The organism is Pannus brasiliensis CCIBt3594 (genome assembly GCF_036688125.1).
Classification (GTDB): Bacteria; Cyanobacteriota; Cyanobacteriia; order Cyanobacteriales; family Microcystaceae; genus Pannus; species Pannus brasiliensis.
On the sequence record NZ_JBAFSM010000036.1, the window covers coordinates 26,061 to 47,998 of the forward strand.

A 21,938-nucleotide genomic window follows, 5' to 3' on the forward strand; every position below is an offset into this window, starting at 1 on the left:
CTAGAGTCATGCAAAACAACGTTAGCCTTTCGGGAGACCCCCCCCATGCAACTCACCTATCGCGGCGTTACTTACACTCGCTCCACTGAAGCGGAAACTCCCAACACCGTCCTACTTGTCTATCGCGGCGTTACCTACACTCGAACCCTCGCTCCGATTTCCCCCGTATCTCGAGCGATGCCCGCGACCGAAAAAACCGTTGAACTAATTTACCGCGGGGTGAAGTACACCCGTCCGGCCTCTCCCTTCATCCCTTACGAGAAGCCCCGCGCTATCAACTGGCGTTACCAATTTTCTGAAATATCGGCCTGAAGTTTTATAAACCTTAAAAATGAATGATTTTCTCGATTTTTCTGGCGATCTCAGTTCACGATCAACATAGTTTATCTACTATGTTGATTTTTTTTGGACGCTATCGGGAAAAAGACCGTTCGATTGCCTCGGAATATCGGTAGGCTAAAGGATACGCTGAACGCGTCGATCGAGTGTCGGGAGATCGATCGGGACAATAAAATAGAAAGAGCGACAGGGGGTAAATTATGACTACGGAAAGATGGGACGATGAAAGACTCGATCGCCTGGCGAGTACGGTGGAAAATCTCTCGTTACGGATGAACGAGTTCGCGGAGAGGGATATTCAATTGGCGAGTACGGTGGGGACTACCTCGTTACGGGTGAACGATCTCCGGAAGTCGATCGGACAGACGACCCACAATGTCGATATGCTGGTGGGAGCGGTGAACGCGTTTATCGAGCGGGACAATGAGCGGAGACAGGAAATCGAGCGATCGAGACAGGAATCGGAAGCCTACCGTCGGGAAAATGACCAACGCTTTAACATACTTCTGGAAGAGATCCGTTTTCTCGTCCGTAGATTGGGAAGCGAGCGCGGGGATTGAGTTCGATCGATATGTCTTAGCCATAAATTGTAGAGTCTGGCATAGTTTGCTTGGCTCCAGTATTATCCGTTTACATTGTGACGCAGTACACTTTTGGACTGCGATTTGCAGTCGCAGTACATTTTTGGACTGCAAAAGCTCGTCGAGAATTTTTTATCTGTCCGTTGACATTGCTAGAGCTTTAAATTAGACTGGATTTAGTGCATAAACAAAAACTCCGACAAAAACCTACGCCAATAGGCTTTTCTCGGAAAGTTTATGTAAAAGTTCTTTTTTTTCTTAAAAACTATTATGACTCAGATCACACCGACTGTCAACCATGACAGTAATTCTAGTGTTGTCGGCAATTCTAGTGCTGATCTCGTGCAGTGCCAAAGACAAGACGAGGCCATGTCTCAAGCTTTCGCGGACGCGGCAACGTCAGGAGCGAGAACTTTTATCTGTCACGTTTACGAACAAGGAGGAAGAACACATCTCGTGTTTTCTCTCCCGCTTACTATGTTACTAGAATTAGCAAGGTTACAAAGTGCGGAGGCAAAAAAGAATAAGTCTAATGCGGATGAAGTCATCAACCGTCCTCTAATTCATCAGCACGTTAATGAAATCGCAAAATACTTACTGGAAACAGAACAGTATATTTTGCCATCGTTCATTTTTAACTCGAATACACCTATTAAGGTTTATACTTATGGAAGCGGCCCAGTTAAGTTTGGATATGCCGTTATACCTACCGATGTCGGGCTTTATGTTACCGATGGACAACATCGATTAAAGGCGATCGAAAAAGCCATCATTGAAAGACCTAGCTTGCGTAATGACAGTGTAACCGTTTTAGTAGTTCAAGAAGCAGATATAGACCAAATTCATCAAGATTTTGCCGATTGCGCTAAAAATAAGCCAATTCCACCCGCACTACTCGCCGCATTTGATGTTACCGATACTCTATCTAAGTTGACTCGGACTATCACGAATGATCTTGTCATATTTAACGGACGTATCGATAAAATATCTCGTTCGATCGGCAAAGATCCTGTTTATATGTTCACGATGAGTCAGTTACGGATTGGTATTGCTGAATTTGTTTTTGGTTCATCAAGAAAGCAAGTAATAGAATCTCGTGCTGGACAAAGCAAGAGTGAATTTCTCTTGATGCTTGAAAGAGCTAAGGTTTTTTACACGGAATTCGCCAAAAATAACGATACTTGGCAACTCTTACTCCAGCCTGTATCTCAATCGATCGGTCTGGATTTGTATGCTTTGCGGCAACATCGCGTAGACTTTAATACGGTTGGATTTCAGGTGATCAGTCGTATCGGCCATTTGATCTTTTTCGGGCAAGAGTTCACGGATTTACAAAGAGACTCCCTAATTAAAGCTTTGGCCGGTTTAGATTATAGCCGTGATTCCACGCTTTGGCAAAACAGCATCGTTATCGATGACGACGGTAACAAGAAAATAGTCACCCAGACAAGCGCGGTAGATAAAGCGTTCAAAGTAGCCAGAGATGAAGTGTCTCAAAGAACGGGCATTCCTCTCCTATAACGTTAGATAGCGATCGGGTATAACGCTCGATCGCTATCGTTGATAGATTTCGCTCGGGGACATTACATTAGAAAGAGTGTCCTTTCGAGCGTCTTTCTGATGAGTGCCATCCAAACCTCTCTTCTGCCAAATCGTACTGTTGATGAGTTCGTAGAAGATATCAATCTACTGACGAAAGAAATACAAGCGCTCTACTGTCTAGATGAAATCCCTTGGATTATTGGTGTCTCGTGGGGAAAAGACAGTTCGGCCGTTTTACAGCTAGTTTGGAGCGCGATCGCCGCTCTACCTCCAGAAAAACGCCAAAAAACGATTCATGTCATTACTACCGATACTATGGTAGAAAATCCGATCGTCGCGGCATGGGTACGCAAATCAATCGAAAAGCTTGAAAAAGCGGCAGAATCTCAACAAATGCCGTTTAAAGCTCATTTACTTTATCCAGTGGTCGAGGATCGCTTTTGGAGCGGGTTGATCGGCAAAGGCTATCCCGCACCTCGTTTAAAGTTTCGCTGGTGTACCGGACGACTCAAGATTAACGCGTCTAATAACTTCATCCGTGAAGTAATCAGAAATGCGGGTGAAACGATTCTTGTCTTGGGAATACGCAAGGCCGAAAGCTCTAATCGCGCCAAAGTCATGACAAAGCTGGAGTCTAAAAGAGTTCGCGATCGTCTTAGCCCTAACGCGAATATGCCGAACTCGCTCGTTTACAGCCCGATCGAGGATTGGCGAACCGATGAAGTATGGATGTACTTGCTACAGTGGGAAAATCCGTGGGGTGGCAATAACAAAGATCTATTCGCCATGTATCGGGGAGCGACCGCGGATAACGAGTGTCCGTTAGTGGTCGATACCTCTACTCCTAGCTGTGGGAGTTCTCGTTTCGGCTGTTGGGTGTGTACGTTAGTGGATAAAGATACATCCTTGAGCATGATGATCCAGAATGACGAAGAAAAAGAGTGGTTACAGCCGCTTGTAGACCTTCGTGCCGAGTTAGACATTTTGGATGATAGAGAAAAGCGAGATTTTCGCCGTATGATCGGGAAAGTGCAATTATTCGAGAGAAATCTGAACGGGGAGATCTCGATCGAACCCATTCCCGGCCCCTATACGAAACAGTGGCGGGAATATTGGCTCAGACGGGTTCTTGAAGCGCAGAAACAAATCCGCCAAAACGCGCCGGACGATATGAAAGACATCACCCTGATCACTATCGAAGAACTCAGCGAGATCCGGCGTATCTGGCGCGAGGAAAAACACGAATTCGATGACCAACTCCCCAAAATTTACGAACAAGTGACCGGCGAACCCTTCCAAGATCCCCGGCCCGGCGCCGATAACCAACTCCTCGGAATCGACGAGTGGGACACCCTCGCGGACATCTGCGCGGACGACCCCATGCACCTCGAACTTCTCGCCAAACTCCTCGACACCGAACGTCAATACTTCCTGAAAACCCAGCGAAAAGGTATCTACGGAGACTTAGAAAAATGCTTTAACTCCAGTTCCCGCGATCGCGAGGAAGCCATTCAAAACGCCCACTATCAACGGGATGTTAAAGAAGCCGCCCGACGCGGGGATGTCGCGGCCGTCAAGGAAAAACTAAAAGGAACCTTGAACGAACCCGAAAAAGACCCCGATAAACAACTCAACTGGGCGAGTATAAAATTTCCCGCCCCTTCCCCCGAGGAAGAATAAAATCGATCGATTGTAGGGGCGCGAGGCTCGCGCCCTTACTTATCCAACCCCGATCGAGCGTAAATATTCCCGTAACTTTTCCGCCTCGATCGAGTTGCCCCGCTCCTCCCATAATCGCGCCGCTGTTTGTAGGGAATTCACCGCGTCCTGATAATTTCCAAAACTCAGGAAAGTTACGCCGAGATTCTGATAGGCCTCCGCGTAATCCGGCGCGAGTTGAATCGCCTTTTGATAGGCTTGAATCGCCTCGGGAAAACGTTGTAATTGTTTTAAAACCATCCCTAAATTGTAATAGCCGATCGAGAAATTCGGATCGATAACGATCGTGCTGGCGAAAGCTTTTCGAGCTTCTTCCCACCGTCCGAGCGACTGTAAAACCGCGCCGAAATTATTATAGGTGCCGATTTTTAACGTCTCCATAATCGGTTGATCGAGGGCTTTCTGATAGTGATTTAACGCTCGATCGATTTCCCCGTGTCGGCTATAAGCGTTCGCCAGATGAAAATGTAACTCGTAGAGAATATGCGGGTTTCTATTATTATTTTTTAATCCCTGTTTGAGCAATTTTAGCCCCTCTTTCTCCCTGCCGATTTTTAAATACAAAGCTCCTAACTTACTACAAACATAGGGATCGCTCGGGTGAGATTGAAAAAATTTCTCCATCGCCTCCCGCGCCCGATCGAACTTGCCGAGACCCTGAATTTTCTCGCTCGTGTAGCCGTAATGCTCGATCCCGATCGAGGGAATTTCCACCACCTTCCAACACGCTTCTACCGCCAATAATTCCGCCACCGAATCATCGATAATCGCGTGATAGGGACGGGTAAAATATACCTTCGGATGCTTGCGAAACAGACGGGAAACCAGAGAATAGGGAGACTGTACCGCACCCACTTCCCGACGCAAGAAAGTGATTACTAAATTCTCCTCACCGGCCATCGCCTCACGAATCGCCGGCACGATTGACGGGTTCAGTTCCTCATCCGCGTCCAGAACCAGAATCCAATCCCCGGTGACGTGTTCTAGGGCCGCGTTTCTCGCGTCAGAAAAATTCCCGTTCCATTGAAAAACCGGCACTTTCGCGCCGTAACTTTCCGCGAGAGCGATCGTTCCGTCCGTCGAACCCGTATCCATCACGACCATTTCATCGACCACCCCCTTCACGCTATCGAGACATTTCGCCAGGGTGGCCGCTTCATTTTTCACGATCATGCACAGACTGAGTTTAGACATAAAATCACGGGATTAATTTAGGAAGAAGTTCGATCGCCAGGAGCGGGCATAGGCGAGACCTTTTCCGGCCGGGTTCTCCGAAAGTTGACGGCGATCGGGTAAAACGGTTTCCCGATGGCGCGCCTCTGGAATCTCGAAAGAAGAATGGGAGCGATTATAGTTTTACCTTCCCCTCCTGCCGACCACCTCCTCTAACCTTACTGGCCGTTATTCCGAATATTCATCGCGTACTCGCGGAAACGTTCCAGATCGGCCTGTAACGTCGATTCCACCACGCGACCGAGGAAAAGATTATCCATCAGTTTCCCCAACCATCCCGGAATCGCGTAGGCCGCGGTTAATTTGACAATACTTTTGTCGTGGCGATCGTAAAAACGGATCGCGCCGCGGTTGGGTAAACCGTCCACCGATTCCCATTGAATGATCTGGTGGGGAACGATTTTTAGAATACGCGATAACCAGGTAAATTCCAGCCCCCCACTGGCCAGTTTCCAACGCGAGAGATCGGGGTTATCTTCCAACACCTTCACCGACTCGATCCACTTCATCCAATTGGGCATCTGTTCGAGATCCGACCAGAGACTCCAGACGAGATCGATCGGGGCATCGATTTCAATTTGTACGCTATGTTCTAACCAGTTGGACATATTTTCGGAGTCGGCGCGAGGTGTAGGGGACTGGAGCGGGAATTTCCCGCTCGATCGATCTTAGCGAATGGCGGCGGTTTCTTGAACTTTCAGGCGATCGGCCTTCTCTAAAATCGCCCGCGCCGCCTGTTTCCCCGATAGCGTCGCGCCCTCCATACTGTCGATATAATCCTGTTGGGTATAGCTTCCCGCGAGGAAGAAATTAGCGATCGGTGTATCCTGAGAGGGTCGGTACACGTCCATCCCCGGCGCTTCCCGGTACAAGCTTCCCGCCAACTTCACCACGCTAAACCAAGTCATATTCAACTCCCGCGCCGAGGGGAACAGTTTCCGCACCTGTTCTAAAACGTGTTCGGCGATATCCTCGTTTTTCGCTTTAATAAACGGATCGCCCGGCGTTAACACCAATTGCAACAGCGATCCCTCTCCCTCGCGATAATAGTCGCTAGGGCTAGTCAGCGCGAGATCGGCGAAGCAGGAGAAATCCGCTTGATAAGTGTAGAGCAAATTATCGATCCCGACCGCTTTTTGCAATTGTTTCCGTTTTTCCGCGTCGTTTAACTCCGTCACCCAACCGTCGAAGCGCAGTTGAACGGTCGCCACGGGAACCGCTTCCAGTTTATAAATATTGTCGAATAACGGCATTTTCCGCCATTGCGAGGGAATCACCCGCTGGATTCCCGGCACATCGCAAGCGAACACGTAAGCGTCCGCGGTGATGGTTTCTTCCGTGTCCCCGTTGGCGACGACGATGCCGGTAACTTGGGTATTTTCATCCTCCCCGAGATAGAGAATTTCCCGGACTTGACGACGGGTGTGGATTTTTACCCCGCGGGATTCGAGATAATTGACGATCGGTTTATGTAAATACTCGTGCGGGGAACCTTCCAGCATCCGCAAAACGGAAGCCTCGGTTTTCGCCGCAAAAAACTGGAAAATCGTCAGCATACAGCGCGCCGAGATATTTTCCGTGTCGATAAATCCTAACGCGTAGGCGATCGGGTTCCACATTTTTTTCAAACTACCCTCGTTGCCCCCGTGCGCGCGGAACCAATCGGCGAAACTGATCGAATCGAGATCGCGGATGGTTTTCATCGCTCCCTCGAAGTCTACCAAACCCCGGACGATCGGACTGGTTCCCAACGCCAGCGAGTTGAAGATTTTATCCGCCGCGGACAACTGCGAGGAGGTGAAAAAGGCTTTCAAACCGTTGAAAGGAGCGCCGACGGGGAAACGGAAATCGAGTTCGCCGATTTTTCCCCCCTCGTTGATGAAGGTGTGGGTGTGTTCCTTGAGGAGTAGGGAGTCGAACGCGCCGACTTTTCTCATCAACTCGAAAAGGTTGTAATAACAGCCGAAAAAGACGTGCAGACCCATCTCGATGTGATTTCCGTCTGGATCTACCCAACTACCGACCTTTCCCCCGACAAAAGGACGAGATTCAAAGATCTCCACCTCACAGCCCGCCTCGACTAGATCGATAGCCGTAGCCATTCCCGCTAATCCCGCACCGACGATCGCCACTCGCATTCTGAGATACCCGTTACATTTGTTAACTTTTGACTCAAGATGTATTTTACCTCGATCGCGCGGGCGAGGGGATTGATCGGTCCGGGAGATCGATCGAATCCCCGATCGCGACGCTCGCTCCCGCCGTCCCCTCGAAGCGCGGGGATATAATAAATTATCCGGATCGAGTCATCCGAACAACGGACGGAAAACGCGAGAACGATTCTCTAGAAGAAGACAATGATCACATTTGAAAAGGCTTTGGATCTGGTGAGTCAATTATCGATCGAACAGCAAGAGATGTTAATCGATATTCTGCAAAGACGCAATGCCGAGGCGCGGAAACGGGAAATTATCGGCGAGTGTCGGGAAGCGTTAGCGGAGTATCGAGAGGGAAATCTTACGGCAGTGACCGCGGAGGAAGCGATCGCCGAATTACGAGATTATTTACAAAATTCCGATGAACCGTGAGAAAATTAATTCTAACCCCAAGATTTAAGCGATCGTTGAAAAAGTTCGTTCGGAAAAACCCCGGGTTACAAAGACAAGTCGAGCGAGTGTTGTTACAAATGGCCGAGGACATATTCGCTCGCGATCTGATGACACACCGTTTGAAAGGGGAATTAGAGGGCTTTCGCGCTTGTTCTTGCGGATACGACTCAATACCTCGCGGGTTAAGGATTTTTTAGGGCTTCTCGCCTACGGCGAATAAGGTTTCCAGTCTCCTTGTGAACCCGCGAATGACGTTATCTGGGAAGTATTGGGATACGACTGCCGTATTATTTTCTCTCTCGAAGAAAATTCAGAAACCGGTGAAGAAGAGATCGTTTTAATCACGATCGGGACTCACGATGAAGTGTATTGATTTTTTGTCATTATGTTCGGTTCGCCTATCCTCGATCGATCGAAGCATAATGATATTGTAGGCGACGATCGAACCCCAAGCACCGAACCCGACCATGACCACCGCGACCCGAAAACTCACCCTCGAAGAATATCTCCAGTACGACGACGGAACCGATACGCGCTACGAGCTAATCGATGGAGAATTGGTAAAAATGCCCCCGGAAACCGATCGAAATAACCTGATCTCGCTCTATTTACTGACCAGGTTCCTCGAATTCGTTCCTTTTAAACTCATCCGTCATAAAGACACGGAAATCGTCGTGACGGGAAATCGGACATCGGTACGCGTGCCGGATTTGATGATCCTGACGGAAGAATTAGTCGCCGCGATCGGTGGAAAACGCGCCACCATTACCCCGGATATGCCCCCACCCGCGTTAGTCGTGGAGGTGGTTTCCCCCGGAAAAACGAACGAGGATCGCGATTATCGATACAAGCGATCGGAATACGCGGCCCGCGGCATCTCCGAATACTGGATCGTCGATCCGAAAATCGATCGGGTGACGGTTTTAACGCTCGTGGATGGACTGTACGAGGAAAGCGTTTACGAGGGCGATCGATCTCTCGTTTCCGCGATCGTTCCCGATCTAAATCTTACCCCGAGCGAGATTTTCGCGGCGGGAAAATAAACCGAATCGCGCTCGGCTTTCACCCGCCGGCAAATATCGCTCTCAAGACTTCGGACGACAGACCACGAGCGAGAAAAATCCCTCCCGCTCCTCGATCGAGGCGATCTGATACCCTTCCACCGTCAGACTGGGAGGAACCTGCTCGATCGGTTCCCCCGCGTCCAACCACACTTCCAATAACTCTCCCGCGTCCAGGGTCTCTAACTTCAACTTCGTGCGGACGAAGTTAATCGGACAGGGAGTTCCCCGTAAATCTAAGGTCGCGCTCATTTTTGAAAAATACTACCTAAAAAGCCTTCCAATCCCCCTTTTCCGTGATTTTCGCTCTTCAGCCTCGCTAATTTTTCCAAAAGTTCCCGTTCCTCGCCGCTCACGCGGGTGGGGATATTCACCTTCACCGTGAGTCGGTGATCGCCGCGGCTGACCGCGTTGCCGAGTTTGGGAACGCCCTTATTTTCCAGGATCAGTACCGTGTTCGGTTGCGTCCCGGCGGGAATGGTCAGTTCTTCCGGCCCGTCCACCGTGTTCACCGCGATCGTGCAACCGAGAATCGCCTGAAGATAGCTGATCGAGAGATCGGATTTAATATCGATCCCCTCGCGTTGGAATTCGCTATCCGCTTCCACGGTCAAATACACGAACAGATCCCCCGGCGGGCCGCCCCGGAGTCCCGCGTCTCCCTCTCGGGAAACCCGAAGTTTCACCCCGTTATCCACCCCGGGAGGGATGGTAATTTTCAGTTTTTTCGTTTCCTGTTTCCGTCCCGCGCCGTTACACGCGTCGCATTTTTCCTCGATCACCTCGCCGGTTCCCTCGCAGGTGGGACAGACGGAAACCTGAGCGAAAGTGCCGAAGGGGGTACGGGTCGCCCGGCGAACCTGTCCCGAACCGCTACAGGTAGAACAGGTGCGCGATCCCGTTCCGGGTCTCGCCCCGTTGCCCTTACAAACCTGACAGGTTTCTAGGTGGGGAATGCGGATTTCTTTCTCGCCGCCGAAAACGGCCTCGCGGAATTTCAGTTTCAGGTCGAGACGGAGATCGTCCCCGCGGGTCGGGCCGCCCCGTTTGCGAGCGCCGGCCGCGCCGCCCATACCGCCGAAACCACCGAAAATGGTCTCGAAAATGTCGGCGAACCCCCCCATGTTCTCGTAGTCGAAGCCTTGCCCTCCCCCGGAAACCCCGGCCTCCCCGAACCGATCGTAGCGATCGCGCGTTTCCGGTTCGGACAGCACTTCGTAGGCCCGGTTAATTTCTTTAAAACGTTCCTCGGCGCCGACCTCTTTATTCACGTCGGGATGGTATTTTCTCGCTAAACGGCGGTAGGCGCGCTTAATGTCGTCCTTGCTGGCATCCCGGGAGACACCGAGAATATCGTAGTAATCAACTGGCATAGGAGGCGATCGATCCGTTCTCGATTGGATGGGTAAATTGTAGCTACCGTTGTCACTCTAGCAAACTTCCCGAGAAAGTATAGTAGGGTGATCGCGGGTTGGCTAGGGGGTTATCCCTACTATTCTAGGGAAGGGATTGGTTTTAGTCTACCGCCTCGTAATCACTGGCGATCGTTTCTTCGGCATCGTAGGGATCTTCGTAATTCCCGATCGGTTCGGTTAAACGAGCGTCCTGACTATTCACGGTTTTCAGGTTCGGATCGGTTAACGAGGGATCGATGGGCATTCCGTTGTTTTCGTCCGGGGATAGGGACATCTCGGACGCGACGGGACGCTCGCGGGGGGCGCGGCTAGGACGGGGGCGGAACGAGCCGTCGAGCGACTCGAACGGCGCGTTCGATGACCGCTCGGCCTGCCCGCCGGTGTAGACGCGGGTGCCGATTTCCAGAACCACCTCCCGGAATTCTTCGAGGGCGGTCTTCAATTTCTCGACGGAGAGGGCGGGATTGCGGAGGGAAACCTCCAGTTGTTGTCTTTTCTGATCGGCCAGTTGTCGGAGATCGGGGGTCACGATCTCGGCGTTCTCTTTGAGCGTCACCTCGTAGCTGTAGAACAGACTATCGGATTGATTGCGGATCTCGATCATCTGTAATCGACCCCGATCGAATTCGGCGTATTTCTCGGCCTCCTCGCGCATCCGCTCGATCTCGTTCGATTTCAGTCCCCCCGTGTGACTGATCAGGATACTCTGTTCTTTGCCCGTACCCTGATCTTGGGCCATCACTTTCAAGATCCCGTTGACATCGATCTCGAAAAGAACCTCGATCTGGGGAACGCCCCTCGGGGCCGGCGGGATTCCCGTCAGGAGAAATTTGCCGAGGGTCTTGTTATCTTTGGCCATCGCGCGCTCTCCCTGGAGGATGTGGATCTCGACGGAGGTTTGACCGTCGGCGGCGGTGGAGAAGACCTGGGAACGACTGGTGGGAATTGTCGTGTTGCGATCGATGATCTTGGTAAACACCTCGCCGAGGGTTTCGATTCCCAGAGAGAGGGGGATAACGTCCAGTAACAGCACGTTTTCCACCTCTCCCCCCAGAACGCCGCCCTGGATCGCCGCCCCGAGGGCCACGGCCTCGTCGGGGTTGATCGAGCGATCGATCTGTCCGGCCGAGAAGAAGCGGGAGATCGTTTGTTGGACGGCGGGAATCCGGGTCGAACCGCCGACGAGAAGCACCCGATCGATCTCTTCGGCCTTCAGCTCGCTATCTTGTAGGGCCTGTTGTACGGGTTCGAGGGTCAGTTCGACCAGTTCTCGGGTTAATTCCTCGAATTTCGAGCGGGTGAGTTCTACTTCCAGGTGCTTCGGCCCGCTTTCGTCGGCGGTGATGAAGGGCAGGTTGATCGAGGTCGTCAGCATACTCGACAGTTCGATCTTGGCTTTTTCCGCCGCTTCCCTCAGCCGCTGGATGGCCATTTTATCGGTGGTCAGATCGATATTTTCCTGGGTTTTAAAGTTCTCGATCAACCAGCGGACGATAACGTTATCGAAATCATCCCCCCCGAGATGGTTATTTCCCGCCGTGGCTTTCACCTCGAACACGCCACTTCCCAACTGGAGAATGGAAACGTCAAAGGTTCCGCCGCCGAGATCGAAAACGAGGATGTAGCGATCGTCTTGCTGTTTGTCCAACCCGTAGGCGAGCGCGGCGGCGGTAGGTTCGTTGATGATCCGTAACACCTCCAGTCCGGCGATCGTCCCCGCGTCCTTGGTCGCCTGTCGTTGCGCGTCGGTGAAATAGGCGGGAACGGTGATTACCGCGTCGGTAATCGGTTCTCCCAGGTAGGCCTCGGCATCGGCCTTGAGTTTTTGCAGGATCATCGCCGAGATTTCCTGGGAGGTGAGATCCCGGTCGCGAATCTTGATGTTCACGGTGTCGTCGCGTCCGCGGACACACTGGTAGGCCACCCTCGTCCGTTCCCTCTCCGTATCTCCCCAGCGTCGCCCGATGAAACGTTTGATGCTGTATACCGTGTTTTCGGCGTTGGTGACGGCCTGACGTTTCGCCAGTTGTCCCACTAATCTCTGGGCTTTACTAAAACCCACGATGCTCGGAGTCGTTCGCCCTCCCTCGGAGTTGGGAACGATGATCGGCTGACCTCCTTCGAGTACAGCGACACAACTATTGGTCGTCCCTAAGTCGATCCCGATAACTTTTCCCATGACGCTCTAACTAAATAACGATGGTATACACGAGACGATCGTCGGTGAGGTGAAAGAGATACGAGAGTTCGGTTTTCGCTCGCTCGACACGAGGTTATCGACGGGGAAATCCCCCTACCTTATTTTCCGATCCTAGCAGAAATCGCCGAGAAAACCCGCGGCTTCACGCGTTCGAGTTCGATCGACCTCTCGCCGGGGTTAGCGACGAGCGTCGGTCTCGCGAACAATTTTAAGATGCCCAACTTTTCCGGGCTATCGATCATCGAATCCCCGGGCCCGGGAAAATCTTTATGTTTCCCGGCGAGGATCGATCGGGGGCCGCCGGGCGCTTCGGGGAAAGGAGATCCCGTCCCGGGCGGCTTTTCCAGCGGATGGATTAGCGATCGGCGGTCGTTTCCGCCGCTCTTTCCGATGAATCCGCGTTCGGATCGGTATCCGGGGGGGCGGCCACTTTCACCAGCGCGTGACGCAGGACCCGATCGTCGAGAACGTAGCCGCGCACTAACTGTTCGGTGACGGTTCCCTCGGGATACTCGTCCGTGTATTCCCGCATCATCGCCTCGTGATAGGTCGGGTCGAACGGTTGTCCCTCGGGGCGCATCGGCGAGACCCCCAAACGTTTGAGGCTATCCACGAGTGTTTTGTACACCCCCTGGTAGCTCTTGTGGATGTTCATCTCTCCCTCGTTCGCCGGTTTGATCCCGGTTCTCGCCCGCTCGAAATTATCGACCACGGCGAGAATTTCCAGGAGGGTTTTTCCTTTAATTTTCGTTTCTAGCTCTTCTTTTTCTTTACTCGTTCTTTTCCGGAAGTTATCGAAATCCGCCGCTAGACGGGTGTAGTCTTTTTTGAAGTTCTCGACCCGCGCGTCCCGCTCTTCTAATTGTTGTTCGAGAGTCTCGACCCGCTGTTGTAAGGCGACGAGGGCCGGGTCGGGGAAGAGGGTTTCTACCGCCTGTTCTTCGGGGGAATCCTTCGTTTCCGTCCCGATCGAGCGATCGTCTCCGGTTAGTTGACCTTCTCCATCGGGCGACTCTAGGGGTTCGCCCGCGGCGGTTCCTTCCGGGGTAAGGTTGTCCGATTCTCCCGGGGACTCGACGGGATGTTCCGATATTTCTAGGGGATTGTGTTCTTCACTCATCATTACGTTGGGGAAATTGGGAAATCTAAGTGATCTTACTAGCTTTTCGCCGGTCGTCAGCCAGTTCGGGATAGGGGAAATCGGGTTCTCACTTCAGAAATTCACTCTTATAGGAACTCGATCGAGAAAGTCACTTCACAAACTACTGTAACATTTCAAGAGCGGAAAACTATCCGGAAACCGTCGCGGTAGTCGGGACGGCCGGCCGACCCCGCGAGAGCGGAAAAATTTTCCGGGTCGCCGCGAATTTTTTCGTCGGTACCGGGAATACTCAAGGGTAAGTGGAGAGGTTATGAGTGGTCTATGACGTATTCTTCCAAGAAAACTCGCGCGGTCGCCCTACGCAACTATTTTTCTCCGTTCGGCAATAAATTGGTACAGTCGGGGTATATCGCCGCCGATCAGATGCAACAGGCGCTCGTGGAGACGCGAAAGTCGGGACGGTCGCTCGTTGAAGTGCTCCAGCAATTAACGGGTCGTCCCCTCCCCCCCGAATTACAGCGTCAGTATAAAAAAAATCAACTTTTCGAGTTAAAAATTCTCTACGGGGTCGAGTCGATCGATCCAGAACTGGCGGACGTGGATCATGTCGAGGTCGCCCGCCTGATCGATTCCCTGATCCCGATCGATCTCTGTCGCCGCTATCGCCTGATTCCCCTGCGACGGATCGAGGGGGAACCGACCTCGATTCTCATGGCGATGGTCGATCCCGATAACCTGGAGGCGATCGACGATATCAATCGCATTCTCCGCCCCCGGGAACTGGGCTTACAACGGCTGGTGATCACCGGCGAGGATTACGAGAGACTGCTGGAAAAATTCCTGTCCGCCCGCTCGGAACTGGAACAGGAGAAGGAGAGAATCCAGAAAGAGAAAGAAATCCAAAAACTCTCCGATCTCACCGATATTGTCGGGAATCTCGACGGGGCGATCGGCGAGGTCATCGAGGATAACGCCGACGATCTCGGAAGCGGCGACGCGAACCAGGCCCCGGTGATCAACCTGGTCAATAAAATTCTCGCCAAGGCTCTCCAGGAAGGTACCTCGGATATTCACGTCGAACCCCAGGAAGAATACCTGAAAATCCGTTTTCGCAAAGACGGCGTACTCCACCAAGCTTTCGATCCCCTGCCGAAAAAAATCACCCCCGCGGTGGTCGCCCGTTTCAAGATCATGGCCGATCTCGACATCGCCGAACGTCGTCTCCCGCAAGATGGCAAGATCCGACGGATGTTTCAGGGCAGGAAAGTGGACTTCCGGGTGAACACGCTTCCTAGTCGCTACGGCGAGAAAGTGTGTTTGCGTATCCTGGATAACTCCGCGACCCAACTCGGCCTCGATAAATTAATCACCGATCAGAAAACGCTCAATATCGTTCGAGAACTCGCCAGCCGGCCTTTCGGTCTGTTTCTCGTGACGGGGCCGACGGGAAGCGGGAAATCGACCAGTTTGTACTCGGTACTCGCCGAACGCAATCATCCCGGCGTGAACATCAGCACCGCCGAAGACCCGATCGAGTATTCCCTGCCGGGCATCACCCAGGTACAGGTGATCCGGGAGAAAGGGATGGATTTCGCCTCGATCCTCCGGGCGTTCATGCGCCAAGATCCGGACGTGATCCTCGTCGGGGAAACGCGAGATAAGGAAACGGCGAAGACGGCGATCGAGGCCGCGCTGACCGGTCACTTGGTTTTGACGACCCTACACACCAACGACGCGGCCGGGGCGATCGCGCGTCTCGACGAGATGGGGATCGAACCGTTCATGATCTCCGGTTCTTTACTCGGTGTGTTGGCCCAGCGTCTCATGCGTCGGGTCTGTACTGAATGTCGCGCCCCCTATCACCCGTCCTCGGAAGAACTCGCCCGTTTCGGTCTCTCGGCCTCCAACGAGGAAGAAGTGACCTTCTACAAGGCCAACACCCTCACCCCGGAAGAGATCCAACAGGGGAAAGAGCGGGGAAATCTCTGTACCAAGTGCGGGGGCAGTGGCTACAAAGGTCGGGTCGGTGTCTACGAGGTCATGCAGAATAGCGAACAACTGCAAAGTCTGATCAACCAGGGAGCGACCACCGATCGCATCAAGGAGGCCGCGGTCGAGGAAGGAATGGTCACCCTACTCGCCTACAGCTTGAATCTCGTTCGGGAAGGCTACACCACCCTAGAAGAAGTCGAACGGGTCACGTTCACCGATTCCGGATTGGAGGCGGAACTGAAAGCCAAGCGCAAGAGCGGTTTAACCTGTCGCACCTGTCGGGCCGAACTACAACCCGACTGGCTCGATTGTCCCTACTGTATGACCCCGAGATTCAGCGAGTAGAGCGTGGAGATGGGGAGACGGGATGTCGGGTGTCGGGAGATCAGGAGATGGGAGCGGGAAATATAGAGAGGATATAGTTCCGGGAAAAAATCGAGAGTTTCGAGCGATTGACTCTCTACCCCCGACTCCCCGCTCCCCCCACCTCCGCGCTCCCTAAACCCTACCCCCGACACCCCACCCCCGCGCTCCCAACTCCCCGTTACCGATCGAACAACCTAGTCAAACTATCTGGAGGAAACCTAACGATGGCGGATTTGATGATCGAAGATCTCATGGAGCAATTGGTCGAGATGGGCGGTTCGGATATGCACATTCAGGCGGGCGCGCCGGTGTATTTCCGGATTAGCGGCAAACTCGGCCCGATTAACGAGGAAATTCTCTCGCCCCAAGACTGTCAGAAGTTAATTTTCAGTATGCTCAATAATACCCAGAGAAAAGAGCTAGAACAAAACTGGGAATTAGATTGTTCCTACGGGATTAAAGGGTTAGCGCGGTTCCGGGTGAATGTCTATAAAGAAAGGGGATCTTTCGCCGCCTGTTTGCGCGCCCTATCCTCGAAAATTCCCAACTTCGATCAGTTAAACCTGCCGAATATCGTGCGGGAGATGGCGGAGCGACCGAGGGGATTGATTCTAGTCACGGGTCAGACCGGTTCGGGAAAAACCACCACCCTAGCGGCGATTCTCGACCTGATCAACCGTACCCGTTCCGAACATATCCTCACGGTAGAAGACCCGATCGAGTACGTTTTCCCCAATATTAAAAGTCTTTTTCACCAACGTCAGAAGGGCGAGGATACCAAGAGTTTCGCCAACGCGCTGAAAGCCGCCCTCCGGGAAGATCCCGATATCGTCCTCGTCGGCGAGATGCGGGACTTGGAAACGATCTCGCTGGCGATCTCGGCGGCGGAAACCGGTCACTTGGTTTTCGGAACCCTGCACACGAACTCGGCGGCGGGTACGGTCGATCGGATCATCGACGTGTTCCCGGCCAACCAACAGGCCCAGATCCGGGCGATGCTATCCAACTCCCTGATCGCGGTGTTCAGTCAGAACCTTGTCAAGAAGAAAAACCCCAAACCGGGAGAGTTCGGTCGGGCGATGGTTCAGGAAATTATGGTCATCACCCCGGCGATCGCCAACCTGATCCGGGAGGGCAAAGCCCCGCAAATTTACTCGGCGATCCAGACCGGGATGAAGCTAGGAATGCAGACGATGGAACAGGGATTGGCGAATTTAGTCGTGAGCGGGGTGGTTTCTTTTGAAGAGGCCATTTCCAAGAGCGCGAGACCCGATGAACTACAACGTCTCGTGTCCGGGGCGGGGGCCGCGTCGATGAAAGCGAAGACCAAGGTCTAGAGAGCGAGGGTCGTTCCCCATCGACCCGATTCGTATCCACCCATCCATCCTGTTCTGATTCACGTTGACTAGTCACTATCCTAGGTGTAGCCATGCCCACGTTTGTCGCTCAAGTTAAAAACAATTCGGGAAAGATCTTGCAGGAAAAAGTCGAGGCCATGTCTCCCGAACAGGCCCGTACCCTGCTGAAAGCGAAATATCCTAGCGTCGGTCAGATCAAACAAGCGGGGGGATCGATCGATCTCTCCTTCTTGGAATCGATGTTCTCCAATATCACCATCAAGGACAAGGCGGTGTTTTCCCGTCAGTTCTCGGTGATGATTAACGCGGGGGTGGCGATCGTCCGGTGTTTGGGCGTTCTCGGCGATCAGTGCGGTAATCCCAAGTTGAAAAAAGCCCTACAGGCGATCAGCGCGGAGGTTCAACAGGGAAGTACCCTCTCGGACGCGATGTCCAAACACCCGGATTGTTTCGACGATCTCTACGTCAGTATGATCGAGGCCGGCGAGACGGGGGGGGTACTCGACGAGGTGCTGAACCGTCTATCGAAACTGCTCGAAGATATGGCCCGTTTGAAAAACCAGATTAAATCGGCGATGACCTACCCGGTAGCGGTGGGAATTCTAGCGATCGTCGTGTTTTTCGGGATGACGATCTTTCTGATCCCCGTTTTCGCGAAAATTTTTACCGATTTAAAAGTGGAACTACCCGCGTTGACCAAATTCATGCTCTTTCTCAGTAGCGTGATGCGAAGCTGGTTGATCCTGATCCCGATCGTCACTATCGCGGGGACCGTTTTCTTACTGAAGAATTACTATAAAACCCCGACGGGACGGTTACAGATCGATGCTTTTTTCTTAAAAATGCCTTTATTCGGTGAATTAAACGAAAAATCGGCGGTAGCGCGTTTCTGTCGGGTATTCGGGACGTTAACCCGATCGGGCGTACCGATCCTGAACTCGCTCGATATCGTCTGTAACACGGTGGGGAATCAGGTGATCGCCAACGCCATCGCGGGAGCGAAATCGGAGATCCAACAGGGGGGGATGATGAGTCTCGCCCTCCAAAACGCCAATGTTTTCCCCCCGCTCGCGATCCAGATGATCAGCATCGGCGAGGAAACGGGAGAATTAGATGCCATGATGATGAAAGTGGCGGATTTCTACGAGGATGAGGTGGAACAGGCGGTTAAAGCGCTCACCAGTATCATCGAACCGATCATGATGGTCGGGATCGCCGGGTTGGTGGGAACGATCCTCCTGTCGATGTACCTACCGATGTTCAAAATTTTCGAGGCGCTCGGATAGATTGGAGGGGTCAGGAGTAGGGAGTAGAGGAGTAAATTTCTCGAAACTCTCCATTTTTTTTCCGAAACTATATCTTCTCTAGATTAATTTCCCACTCCCCACTCCCTATCCCCCCGTTTCCCCGTCTCCCTATTCCCCGCTCCCTATCGCGTAACGATCGATAATCCAGATGAGTGAATCTTTCTCTTACGAAACCTTACTGGCGGAGTATAGCTGTCGGGAGGGAGCGATCGAACTGCTCCGGCAATACCGACCCTATCTCGAACTGATTCCCAGTATGCGCCGTCCCGAACACAGCCTGATCACGATCCCGCTACCCCTGGTGAGAATCCGGCGCCCCGAGGCGACTCCCGCGCGGGAAACGGTGCGCTTACCCTGCGATCTGGCGATCGTGATGTGCGATCCGGAGTGGAAAATCAAGCTCGGTTCGGAAATTCTAATCTTTATTCACCGTCCTAACGAAGATTTCTCGGATTTACTGAAACGTTGGCGGGAATGTCAGCTTTATCTCGATCAAGAATACGAATGGTTGATGCCGCCGCGGGAACAGCATATGTTTAGCGAGGGAGCCGAAGAGGTTCACCCGCTGTTCGTGGTTTTGGACAGGACTCCCGATCGGATTAAAAGAGGGTTAGCGGGAGCCTGTTTACCGATGGTCGTCCGCTCCTCGACGGTGAGTTTCGCGGACGAAGCCCTAGAATTGGTCGATCGAGAGTGAATCCGCCCGAAAAGATCACGCGATCGCTTCCCGTAACTTCGGATCGCCGTACCAGCTATAAATACCCTCGGTAGCGGGTTCGATATTGAATTCCGCTCGCAGTTCGTCGAGGGGACGCTCGAACATCTCTTCCCATTTCACGGGGAATAAAGGTTTCGCCTTCATTCCCATCTCGATCCCGTCGCTAATCAAGCGGAAACGATAGCCCAGGGTTCTGGCCTGTTCGATCGGGTCTTCCGCTTCCACGTAAAGCCCGTCACTGGCAAAGAAAGCCATCAACATCGAGAGGAGATCGACGAAAACGAAGGCGGGAAAGCCGATCTGCCCGCCGAAAACCGAAATAACGCCCAATTCCCCGAAATTATCCAAGCTAAACCCGGTCAGAATATGGTGAAGATCGTGGGTTTTATAGACGCGGAAGATGATGTAATCCTCCGGGTTCTCGAAACCGGGGGGAGTCCGATAGAACTGGGGATCGTAGCCCAGCGCGCTCATGACTCTAGCGTAAGTCCAACCGAGGGAACCCTTCGGCATTTTTAGCATCGTGTCGAGATCGTAGGGGGGGCCGACGTAACGTTCCTCTAACATCGCCCGCGACGCGGGATCTCGCTCGATCGCCTTGACGCACACGCTCATCGGGCGAGTCCCCTTGAGTTTATCGCTGAGATCGAAAACGTTATTAACATCGCTTCCCGCTCCCGCCGCCTTATCGACCAATTCGAGAAATTTTTGCAGGTTTTCGGGCGTGACGACTTTATCGATATATCGGAAACCCATAAAGATGTACCTGGAAAGGTTTTTTCTGAACATCATCCTATCGCTATCCCCCTCGATCGGGCGGAATTTCTCGCGACTATCCGCGGGGGGTTCGCTACAATTGCAATTAGACAACAATTATTGAGAATGCCATGAGAGAACTCGATCGAGATAAAACCATCGACCTCCTCAACGAGATCATGGAATTTGAACTCGCGGGAGTCGTCCGTTACACCCATTATTCCCTGATGATCACCGGGCCGCACCGTATCCCGATCGTGCAGTTTTTCCAGGCCCAGGCCACGGAATCGCTCACTCACGCGCAACAGGTCGGCCAGATCCTCACCGGACTGGAAGGCCATCCCAGCCTGAAAATCGCGCCGATCGAGGAAACCTACGAACACGATCTTAAAGCCATCCTGACCGAGAGCCTGAATCACGAGAAGAAAGCGCTCGATCTCTATAAAACGCTCCTCGATACGGTGGAAAACGCCAGCGTTTACCTGGAGGAGTTCGTGCGCGGCATGATCGGCACCGAGGAACTACACACGATCGAGATCCGGAAAATGCTGAGAGATTTCGCCTGAAACCGGTCGTTATCTCCTGCTACGATCTAGGCTGTAGGTTCGATCGACAGTCATGGATCTCAGTCTAGCTTTACCGACTTTCGCGATCACGCTCCGGGAGGGTTTCGAGGCCGCTTTAGTGGTGGGCATCGTCCTCGCGTGCCTGGAAAAAGCGGGGCGATCGCGTTTAAACGGATGGGTGTATCGCGGTATCGGCGCGGGAATTGTCGCCAGTTTCCTCGTCGGTTTTTTATTGCGCGGGATCTTACTCGGGGTGGACGCGTCGCCGAGTCCTTACGTCCCGATGATTAAAGAATTTCTCGCGGCCCTGTTCGGGGCGATCGCCGTCGTCATGCTGAGTTGGATGCTGATCTGGATGACGCGACAGGCGAAATCGCTGAAATCGTCGGTAGAAAACGAGGTGAAATCGGCGTTAACGGACGATAATGGTGCGGGGAAGGCGGTTTTCCTGTTGGTGTTTATCGCCGTTTTGCGGGAGGGTTTCGAGACGGTTCTCTTTATCCTCGCGCGCTTTCAGGGACAGTGGGGCGTTCAGGCGATCGGGGCGAGCGCCGGGTTAATCGTGGCGACGCTGTTGGGAGTTCTGCTATTCGCGGGCGGGATCAAGATAAATATCCGGCTTTTCTTTCAAATTATGGGGATTTTCCTGCTGTTAATTGTCGGGGGACTGGCGCTCGGGGTTTGTAAACATCTGGACGCGGCGATCGGTTTATTGAGTTCGATCGATCCGTTTTACGCGCGTTTCTGTTTGACCGCTCCCGCGTCCTGTTTGTTGGGGCCGTTGGTATGGGACGGCTCGGGAATCTTGAGCGAGCGAACCTTTCCGGGGATTCTACTCAAGGCGTTATTCGGCTATCGGGAACGGTTATTTTTAGGGCAAATTATCGTTTATATCGCTTTTTTAGGAATTATCGGCGGAATCTATCTGCGAAGTGGGTTCGATCGACCTCCGGTAAAAGTGAGCGTTGAAAATAGAATTGAGAACAAAACTGAAAATTTTAAGAATATTTAGCGATGGAATCTCGTATTTATATTCTTAAAAGCTTCTTTACTTCTCCTTTCTCCTCCTGACTC

At 52.5% G+C, this 21,938-nt stretch carries 20 protein-coding genes; 12 read left to right on the top strand and 8 right to left on the bottom strand.

Going from position 1 to position 21,938, the window contains the following annotated elements; translation table 11 throughout:
* Nucleotides 1-45: 45 nt before the first annotated feature.
* From V0288_RS17050 to dndC, 4 genes are all read left to right on the top strand, one after another.
* Nucleotides 46-312, top strand: a complete 267-nt coding sequence (locus V0288_RS17050) for a DUF4278 domain-containing protein (RefSeq protein WP_332866342.1) — start codon at nucleotides 46-48, stop codon at nucleotides 310-312.
* Between the two features lie 227 nt (nucleotides 313-539).
* Nucleotides 540-899 carry a hypothetical protein gene (locus V0288_RS17055; protein ID WP_332866343.1) on the top strand — a complete coding sequence of 120 codons (360 nt, stop codon included), beginning with the start codon at nucleotides 540-542 and terminating at the stop codon, nucleotides 897-899.
* 291 nt (nucleotides 900-1,190) lie between these two features.
* Nucleotides 1,191-2,441 (top strand): DNA sulfur modification protein DndB, encoded by a 1,251-nt coding sequence (locus tag V0288_RS17060; protein WP_422662003.1) that lies wholly within the window; start codon nucleotides 1,191-1,193, stop codon nucleotides 2,439-2,441.
* 99 nt (nucleotides 2,442-2,540) lie between these two features.
* On the top strand, nucleotides 2,541-4,142 hold the full coding sequence (dndC, locus tag V0288_RS17065; protein ID WP_332866344.1) for a DNA phosphorothioation system sulfurtransferase DndC: 1,602 nt from the start codon (nucleotides 2,541-2,543) through the stop codon (nucleotides 4,140-4,142).
* A 39-nt stretch (nucleotides 4,143-4,181) separates the two neighbouring features.
* Here the strand turns inward: dndC and V0288_RS17070 are convergent, their stop codons facing one another.
* The 3 genes from V0288_RS17070 to zds all read right to left on the bottom strand — a co-directional run bounded on the left by V0288_RS17070 (nucleotide 4,182) and on the right by zds (nucleotide 7,552).
* Entirely contained in the window at nucleotides 4,182-5,375 is a 1,194-nt protein-coding gene (locus V0288_RS17070) for a tetratricopeptide repeat protein (RefSeq protein WP_332866345.1), read from the bottom strand.
* Between the two features lie 197 nt (nucleotides 5,376-5,572).
* Complete coding sequence (locus V0288_RS17075) at nucleotides 5,573-6,022, bottom strand: SRPBCC family protein (protein WP_332866346.1); 450 nt, start codon at nucleotides 6,020-6,022, stop codon at nucleotides 5,573-5,575.
* A 60-nt stretch (nucleotides 6,023-6,082) separates the two neighbouring features.
* Nucleotides 6,083-7,552: a 9,9'-di-cis-zeta-carotene desaturase gene (gene zds / locus V0288_RS17080; RefSeq protein ID WP_332866347.1), complete on the bottom strand. Its 1,470-nt coding sequence runs from the start codon at nucleotides 7,550-7,552 to the stop codon at nucleotides 6,083-6,085.
* A gap of 219 nt (nucleotides 7,553-7,771) precedes the next feature.
* On the opposite strand from zds, the gene V0288_RS17085 reads away from it, so the two are divergent.
* Together V0288_RS17085 and V0288_RS17090 are read left to right on the top strand one after the other, a co-directional pair.
* The gene (locus tag V0288_RS17085; RefSeq protein WP_332866349.1) at nucleotides 7,772-8,002 is read left to right on the top strand and encodes a hypothetical protein; all 231 of its coding nucleotides are present in this window, start codon (nucleotides 7,772-7,774) and stop codon (nucleotides 8,000-8,002) included.
* 488 nt (nucleotides 8,003-8,490) lie between these two features.
* Nucleotides 8,491-9,066, top strand: coding sequence for a Uma2 family endonuclease (locus V0288_RS17090; RefSeq protein WP_332866350.1), 576 nt, complete (start codon nucleotides 8,491-8,493; stop codon nucleotides 9,064-9,066).
* 42 nt (nucleotides 9,067-9,108) lie between these two features.
* Here V0288_RS17090 and V0288_RS17095 read toward each other — a convergent pair whose 3' ends face one another.
* The 4 genes from V0288_RS17095 to grpE all read right to left on the bottom strand — a co-directional run bounded on the left by V0288_RS17095 (nucleotide 9,109) and on the right by grpE (nucleotide 13,819).
* Nucleotides 9,109-9,336 carry a sulfurtransferase TusA family protein gene (locus tag V0288_RS17095; RefSeq protein ID WP_332866351.1) on the bottom strand — a complete coding sequence of 76 codons (228 nt, stop codon included), beginning with the start codon at nucleotides 9,334-9,336 and terminating at the stop codon, nucleotides 9,109-9,111.
* Nucleotides 9,333-10,457, bottom strand: coding sequence for a molecular chaperone DnaJ (gene dnaJ, locus V0288_RS17100; RefSeq protein WP_332866352.1), 1,125 nt, complete (start codon nucleotides 10,455-10,457; stop codon nucleotides 9,333-9,335). Before dnaJ ends, V0288_RS17095 begins: the two co-directional genes overlap by 4 nt.
* Before the next feature lie 142 nt (nucleotides 10,458-10,599).
* Nucleotides 10,600-12,678 (bottom strand): molecular chaperone DnaK, encoded by a 2,079-nt coding sequence (gene dnaK, locus V0288_RS17105; protein WP_332866353.1) that lies wholly within the window; start codon nucleotides 12,676-12,678, stop codon nucleotides 10,600-10,602.
* Nucleotides 12,679-13,054: 376 nt separating this feature from the next.
* Nucleotides 13,055-13,819 carry a nucleotide exchange factor GrpE gene (grpE, locus tag V0288_RS17110; protein ID WP_422662005.1) on the bottom strand — a complete coding sequence of 255 codons (765 nt, stop codon included), beginning with the start codon at nucleotides 13,817-13,819 and terminating at the stop codon, nucleotides 13,055-13,057.
* A gap of 303 nt (nucleotides 13,820-14,122) precedes the next feature.
* On the opposite strand from grpE, the gene V0288_RS17115 reads away from it, so the two are divergent.
* The 4 genes from V0288_RS17115 to V0288_RS17130 all read left to right on the top strand — a co-directional run bounded on the left by V0288_RS17115 (nucleotide 14,123) and on the right by V0288_RS17130 (nucleotide 19,521).
* On the top strand, nucleotides 14,123-16,138 hold the full coding sequence (locus tag V0288_RS17115) for a GspE/PulE family protein (RefSeq protein WP_332866355.1): 2,016 nt from the start codon (nucleotides 14,123-14,125) through the stop codon (nucleotides 16,136-16,138).
* Nucleotides 16,139-16,383: 245 nt separating this feature from the next.
* The gene (locus V0288_RS17120) at nucleotides 16,384-17,496 is read left to right on the top strand and encodes a type IV pilus twitching motility protein PilT (RefSeq protein ID WP_332866356.1); all 1,113 of its coding nucleotides are present in this window, start codon (nucleotides 16,384-16,386) and stop codon (nucleotides 17,494-17,496) included.
* A 92-nt stretch (nucleotides 17,497-17,588) separates the two neighbouring features.
* Complete coding sequence (locus tag V0288_RS17125; RefSeq protein ID WP_332866357.1) at nucleotides 17,589-18,803, top strand: type II secretion system F family protein; 1,215 nt, start codon at nucleotides 17,589-17,591, stop codon at nucleotides 18,801-18,803.
* A 169-nt stretch (nucleotides 18,804-18,972) separates the two neighbouring features.
* Nucleotides 18,973-19,521, top strand: coding sequence for a hypothetical protein (locus V0288_RS17130; protein ID WP_332866358.1), 549 nt, complete (start codon nucleotides 18,973-18,975; stop codon nucleotides 19,519-19,521).
* 15 nt (nucleotides 19,522-19,536) lie between these two features.
* Here V0288_RS17130 and V0288_RS17135 read toward each other — a convergent pair whose 3' ends face one another.
* Nucleotides 19,537-20,298 carry a Coq4 family protein gene (locus V0288_RS17135; protein WP_332866359.1) on the bottom strand — a complete coding sequence of 254 codons (762 nt, stop codon included), beginning with the start codon at nucleotides 20,296-20,298 and terminating at the stop codon, nucleotides 19,537-19,539.
* Between the two features lie 131 nt (nucleotides 20,299-20,429).
* Here V0288_RS17135 and V0288_RS17140 point away from each other — a divergent pair, with 131 nt between their 5' ends.
* Entirely contained in the window at nucleotides 20,430-20,864 is a 435-nt protein-coding gene (locus V0288_RS17140; protein ID WP_332866360.1) for a ferritin-like domain-containing protein, read from the top strand.
* Between the two features lie 52 nt (nucleotides 20,865-20,916).
* Nucleotides 20,917-21,876, top strand: a complete 960-nt coding sequence (locus V0288_RS17145) for an FTR1 family iron permease (RefSeq protein WP_332866361.1) — start codon at nucleotides 20,917-20,919, stop codon at nucleotides 21,874-21,876.
* Nucleotides 21,877-21,938: the final 62 nt, after the last annotated feature.